Genomic DNA, 6,288 nt, shown 5'->3' on the forward strand with positions numbered 1-6,288 from the left:
TCCTCGGGGCAAGCCCGAGGATGACGACGTGGGAGAGGGGGATGAGCGGAAGTTGGAAGGTCATTCGCTCCCCCTTTCATCGCTGACGATATGCCCGTCGCGGAAGGCTACGCGGCGCCGGGCGCGGGCGGCGACCTCGGTGTCGTGGGTGACGATGCAGAGGGTCAGGCCCTGGCGGTTCAACTCGTCGAACAGCTCCAGAACCTCTTGCCCCGTGGCGGTGTCCAGGGCGCCGGTGGGTTCGTCGGCGAGCAGCAGGTCGGGAGCGTTGGCCAGGGCTCGCGCGATGGCGACGCGCTGCTGCTGGCCGCCCGACATCTGGGTCGGCTTGTTGTTCAGCCGGTGGCCCAGGCCGACCCGTTCCAGCAACTGGACGGCGCGGGCGCGGCGCTCGGCGGGGGGGATGCCGGCATAGATCATCGGCAGTTCGACGTTCTGGACGGCGCTGAGGCGCGGCAGCAGCTGGAACGACTGGAAGACGAAGCCGATCCGCCGGTTGCGAAACCCCGCCAACTGGTCGTCGTCGAACTCGGCCACCGGCTCGCCCTCGAACCGATAGGCGCCGGAGGAGGGCCGGTCGAGACCGCCCAGCACGTTCATCAGCGTCGACTTGCCGGAGCCTGAGGGGCCGATGATGGCGATATACTCGCCTCGGTCGACAGCCATGGAGACGCCGCCCAGGGCGTTGATGACGTCGTCGCCCATGACGTAGGTCTTGGTCAGGCGTTCGATCTCGATCATGCACCTGTCCTCAACGCGGCGGGCCGCCGCCGCCGCCGCCGATGCCGCCGACGCCGCCGACGCGACGCTGGGCCTGCTGCTGGGCCTGGGCGCTGGGGGCGGTGGGACGCGGGCCGCCGCCGGTGACGACCTGATCGCCCGGCTTGAGGTCGCCGTCGGTGATCTCGGTATAGCTGCCGTCGGTGGCGCCGGTGCGGACCGAGCGTTGGACCGGTTTGTCGCCGACCAGGACCCAGACCACGCCGCGCCCGCCGCCGCCCGCGAACCGACCACGCAGGGTCTCGAGCTGGGTCTGCTGGTCGGGGCGCAATAGGGGTTTGATCTCGTCGAAGGCCTTGTTGAAGGCGGCGGCCGTAGCCGGACTAGGGCCGCGCCGCTGGCCGGACGGGCCGTTCCGACCGGCTGCGGCCGTGCGCCCCCCGGCGCGGGTCGCGGCCTGGGCGGCCTGAAGGATCGGCTCGATCTTGCGCTTCTGGTCGGCGTCGAGGTTGAGCTGATCGGCGATGCGCACCGCCATGCCGCCCTGTCCGCCGCCCTGGGCCTGGCCCGGACCCTGGCCCTGGCGCTGCTGCCCACCGCCCGCGACGCCGAAGGGCGAGCCGCCCGTCGACTGACCGGACGGGGCCTGCATCCCGGCGGGGGTGAAGCGCAGGGCGGCGTTGGGCACGCGCAGGACGTTGGTCAACTGCTGCTGGATGATCTCGGCGTTGGCGGTCATGCCGGGCAGCAGCTTCTCGCCAGGGTTCTCGGCCTCGGCCTCGACGGTGTAGGCGACGACGCTGGATGCGGTCGTCGGCAACATGCGGATGCGCGTGACCTGGCCGACGAAGTTGTCATTGGGGAAGGCGTCGACCGTAAACTTGACCGTCTGGCCGACCTTGACCGCGCCGATGTCGGCCTCGTCCACGCTGATCAGAGCCTGAACCCGCGACAGGTCCTGGGCCAGGGTGAAGAGGACGGCCACGTTGAGGCCGGAGGCCACGGTCTGACCCGGCTCGACCTTGCGGTCGATGACCACGCCGTCGATGGGAGCCACGATGGTGGTGCGGCCCAGCGTCGCCTGATTGGCGCGCAAAGACGCCTGCTGCTGGGCGACCTGGGCACGGGCCTGCTGCACGCCGGCGTTGGCGGTGCGCAGGGTGGCGCTGGCGGTGTCGAGCACGGCCTGGGCGACGATGCCCCGGTCAAAGAGGAATTTCTGCCGTTCATAGTCGGCCTGGGCCAGCGCGACCTGAGCCTGGGCCGTGGCCACCTGGGCCTGGGCCGCCTGGATCGCCGCCCGGGACTGGTCGACCGCCGAGCGCTGATTCTGCGGGTCGAGGACGGCCATCACCTGGCCCTTCTTCACCCGGTCGTTGTAGTCGACCAGCACCTGGGTCACCTGACCCGAAATCTGCGATCCGACCTCGACGGTGACCAGAGCCTCCAGCGTTCCCGAGGCCGAGACGCTGGTGACGATATCGCCCCGCTGAACCGCCTCGGTGCGATAGGGGGCGGTCGTCTCGCCGCCGCGCAGGAAGAAGAACCACACGGCCACGGCGACCAGCAGCAGGGCCAGCAGACCCAACGCCAGACGCTTGCCGGCCCATCGGCGACGCCGGGGCTGTATCAACGGGTCGTTCAGCGGCGGCGTTGCGGTCATGGAACGGCGGCCTTGTGGCTGCGAGACGAGACGTGTCAGAGAATGAACGGGAGCGTCAGGGGTTTCCGTCGCGGCCGACCGCGAGGCGGGGCGGGGGTGAATCACTTGACGCGTTCACACATCCCGCGTAAACGGCGCGCACTTTCGAGACGTGGGCGGTTCGCCGTCCGTTGAGATCGTGACAATCGAGCGGACGGGCTGTGCCCGCCGGAACGCCCAAAGCGCGCGTTCCGGCTTTTTCGTTTGGGCGCCACGGCTCGCTCGATCAACACCCGGGCGGCGCTTCGGCGGCGTCCAAAAGAAGGCTCATGAGGCGCTCCGGCCGAAAGGCACACGCCTCCACATCGAAAAGAGACGAATTCGAAATGCCCACGATCAACCAACTGATCCGCAAGCCGCGCAAGCCCAAGCCCACCCGCAACAAGGTGCCGGCTCTGGAGGGTTCGCCCCAGCGTCGCGGCGTCTGCACCCGCGTTTACACGACGACCCCGAAGAAGCCGAACTCGGCTCTGCGTAAGGTCGCCAAGGTCCGTCTGGCCAAGAACGGCTACGAAGCCGTTTGCTACATCCCCGGCGAAGGCCACAACCTGCAAGAGCACTCGGTTGTTCTGATCCGCGGCGGCCGCGTGAAGGACTTGCCCGGCGTGCGTTACCACATCCTGCGCGGCGTGCTCGATACGCAAGGCGTCAAGGACCGCAAGCAGCGTCGTTCGCACTACGGCGCCAAGCGTCCGAAGTAAGCGAACCGTCTTCAGGCCTGCTGGCCTGGACCCACAGAGATTTTCCCGGCGTCTGCCGGGCACTGCAAGGAATAATCCATGTCGCGTCGTCACCGCGCCCAGAAGCGTGAAGTTCTGCCGGATCCCAAGTTCGGCGATCTGATCGTCACTAAGTTCATGAACTACGTCATGTACGAAGGTAAGAAGGCCGTCGCCGAGAACATCGTCTATGGCGCCTTCGATATCCTGGCCGAGAAGAAGAAAGACCACACTGCGGTCGAGACCTTCCACACGGCTCTCGACAACGTCGCGCCGTCGGTCGAAGTCCGTTCGCGTCGCGTCGGCGGCGCCACCTACCAGGTGCCGGTCGAAGTCCGTCCGGACCGTCGCCGCGCCCTGGCCATCCGTTGGCTGGTCAACGCTGCGCGCAAGCGCGGTGAAAACACCATGACGGAAAAGCTGGCTGCTGAGCTGCTGGACGCCTCGAACAACCGCGGCACCGCGGTCAAGAAGCGCGAAGACACCCACAAGATGGCCGAAGCCAACCGCGCCTTCAGCCACTACCGCTGGTAAGCGTCTTCAAAGCGCCATCCGGCGCGCTTATCTGAGACTATCCGGCGCGGGCGGTTTGAGCTAAATCGCCCGCGCTGTCTTATCCGATATCACCTTGGGCGCTCGTCGCGTCCGCGAAGCACCCCGAAGGCAACTCCAATGCCCCGCACGCATAACATCGAAGACTACCGCAACTTCGGCATCATGGCCCACATCGACGCGGGCAAGACGACGACGACCGAGCGGATCCTGTTCTACACCGGCAAGAACCACAAAATGGGCGAGACGCACGATGGCGCGTCCACCATGGACTGGATGGACCAGGAGCAGGAACGCGGCATCACCATCACGTCGGCCGCGACGACCGCCTTCTGGCGCGGCAAGCGCCTGAACATCATCGACACCCCGGGCCACGTGGACTTCACCATTGAAGTCGAGCGTTCGCTGCGCGTGCTCGACGGCGCCGTGACGGTGCTGGACGGCAACGCCGGCGTCGAGCCGCAGACCGAAACCGTCTGGCGCCAGGCCGACAAGTACAAGGTTCCGCGGATCGTCTTCGTCAACAAGATGGACAAGATCGGCGCCGACTTCAACGCTTCGGTCGAGTCGATCCGCGACCGTCTGGGCGCCAAGGCCGTGCCGATCCAGCTGCCGATCGGCGCTGAAAACTTCCTGAAGGGCGTCGTCGACCTGGTCGAGATGAAGGCCCTGATCTGGGAAACGGACACCGTCGGCGCCGACGCCGACGTGCGTGAAATCCCGGCCGATATGGTCGAGGAGTGCAACGCTGCTCGTCAGTACCTGATCGACAACGCGGTCGAACTCGACGACGACGCCATGGAAGCCTACCTGGGCGGCGAAGAGCCCTCGGTCGAAGTCCTGAAGAAGTGCATCCGCAAGGCCGTCCTGACCGGCGCCTTCTATCCGATCCTCGGCGGCTCGGCGTTCAAGAACAAGGGTGTTCAGCCGCTGCTGGACGCCGTGATCGACTACCTGCCGTCGCCCGTCGACATCCCGGCCACCCCGGGCATCGACTACAAGACGGAAGAGCCGGTCACCCGTAAGGCTTCGGACGACGAGCCCCTGTCGGTTCTGGCGTTCAAGATCATGGACGACCCCTTCGTCGGCTCGCTGACCTTCTGCCGCCTGTACTCGGGCAAGATGGAAACCGGCATGTCGCTGCTGAACTCCAGCCGCGACAAGAAAGAGCGCGTCGGCCGGATGCTGCAAATGCACTCCAACGACCGTCAGGACATCAAGGAAGCCTACGCCGGCGACATCGTCGCCCTGGCCGGCCTCAAGGAAACCCGCACCGGCGACACCCTGTGCGATCCGCTGAAGTCGCCCGTCATCCTCGAGAAGATGGAATTCCCGGCGCCCGTGATCGAGATCTCGGTCGAGCCCAAGACCAAGGCCGACCAAGAGAAGCTGGGCGTGGCTCTGGCCAAGCTGGCTTCGGAAGATCCGTCCTTCACCGTTTCGACCGACCACGAGTCGGGCCAGACGATCCTGAAGGGCATGGGCGAGCTGCACCTGGACATCAAGATCGACATCCTGCGCCGCACCTACAAGGTCGACGCCACGATCGGCGCCCCGCAGGTGGCCTATCGTGAATCGCTCGGCCGCAAGGTCGACATCGACTACACGCACAAGAAGCAGACCGGCGGTACGGGCCAGTTCGCCCGCGTCATGCTGACCTTCGAACCGGGTGAACCGGGTTCGGGCTTCGTGTTCGAAAACTCGATCGTCGGCGGCGCCGTGCCGAAGGAATACATCCCGGGCGTCGAAAAGGGGCTGGAGTCCGTCAAGGACAACGGCCTGCTGGCCGGCTTCCCGCTGATCGACTTCAAGGCGACCCTGACGGACGGCAAGTACCACGACGTCGACTCCAGCGTGCTGGCGTTCGAAATCGCGGCCCGCGCCGCCTTCCGCGAACTGAAGGAAAAGGGCGCTCCGAAGCTGCTCGAGCCGATCATGGCGGTCGAGGTCGTGACCCCCGAGGAATACCTCGGCTCGGTCATCGGCGACCTGAACGGCCGTCGCGGCATGATCCAGGGTCAAGACATGCGCGGCAACGCCACTGTCGTGAACGCCTTCGTCCCGCTGGCGAACATGTTCGGCTATGTGAACACCCTCCGGGGCATGTCGCAGGGCCGCGCCCAGTTCACCATGCAGTACGACCACTATGATCCGGTGCCGCAACACGTCGCCGACGAAGTGATCAAGAAGTACGCCTAACCCATCGCCAACCCGTCGTTCGCGACGGGCGCACTTGAAACCCGGGCGGTTTGCGCGCAGACCGCCCGCCTTCATCCCCCAACCAATAGGACCCCCGGTTCGGGGACCCAGGAGCTAGAGAATGGCCAAGGAAAAGTTCGAACGTAACAAGCCGCACTGCAACATCGGCACGATCGGCCACGTTGACCACGGCAAGACGACGCTGACGGCTGCGATCACGATGACGCTGGCGAAGGCCGGCGGCGCCAAGGCGATGAACTACGCCGACATCGACGCCGCCCCGGAAGAAAAAGCCCGCGGCATCACGATCAACACCTCGCACGTGGAATATGAGACGGCCAACCGTCACTACGCCCACGTCGACTGCCCCGGCCACGCCGACTACGTGAAGAACAT

Annotated in this window: 6 protein-coding genes; 4 read left to right on the forward strand and 2 right to left on the reverse strand. The window is 66.2% G+C overall.

Annotated features, from left to right (window positions below; all coding sequences use genetic code 11):
* Positions 1–60 precede the first annotated feature (60 nt).
* Together AB4Y68_RS13970 and AB4Y68_RS13975 are read right to left on the reverse strand one after the other, a co-directional pair.
* Positions 61–741, reverse strand: a complete 681-nt coding sequence (locus AB4Y68_RS13970; protein ID WP_441456365.1) for an ABC transporter ATP-binding protein — start codon at positions 739–741, stop codon at positions 61–63.
* Between the two features lie 10 nt (positions 742–751).
* Complete coding sequence (locus AB4Y68_RS13975; RefSeq protein ID WP_441456366.1) at positions 752–2,383, reverse strand: efflux RND transporter periplasmic adaptor subunit; 1,632 nt, start codon at positions 2,381–2,383, stop codon at positions 752–754.
* Between the two features lie 365 nt (positions 2,384–2,748).
* Here AB4Y68_RS13975 and rpsL point away from each other — a divergent pair, with 365 nt between their 5' ends.
* From rpsL to AB4Y68_RS13995, 4 genes are all read left to right on the forward strand, one after another.
* Positions 2,749–3,123, forward strand: coding sequence for a 30S ribosomal protein S12 (gene rpsL / locus AB4Y68_RS13980; protein WP_008260482.1), 375 nt, complete (start codon positions 2,749–2,751; stop codon positions 3,121–3,123).
* 78 nt (positions 3,124–3,201) lie between these two features.
* Positions 3,202–3,675, forward strand: a complete 474-nt coding sequence (gene rpsG, locus AB4Y68_RS13985; RefSeq protein WP_201100533.1) for a 30S ribosomal protein S7 — start codon at positions 3,202–3,204, stop codon at positions 3,673–3,675.
* 138 nt (positions 3,676–3,813) lie between these two features.
* Complete coding sequence (fusA, locus tag AB4Y68_RS13990; protein WP_441456367.1) at positions 3,814–5,892, forward strand: elongation factor G; 2,079 nt, start codon at positions 3,814–3,816, stop codon at positions 5,890–5,892.
* A 121-nt stretch (positions 5,893–6,013) separates the two neighbouring features.
* The coding region (locus AB4Y68_RS13995) for a GTP-binding protein (RefSeq protein ID WP_441455610.1) at positions 6,014–6,288 on the forward strand (275 nt) is incomplete at its 3' end.

This window comes from Brevundimonas sp. 2YAF1, from assembly GCF_052114745.1.
In the GTDB taxonomy this organism is placed as follows: Bacteria; Pseudomonadota; Alphaproteobacteria; order Caulobacterales; family Caulobacteraceae; genus Brevundimonas.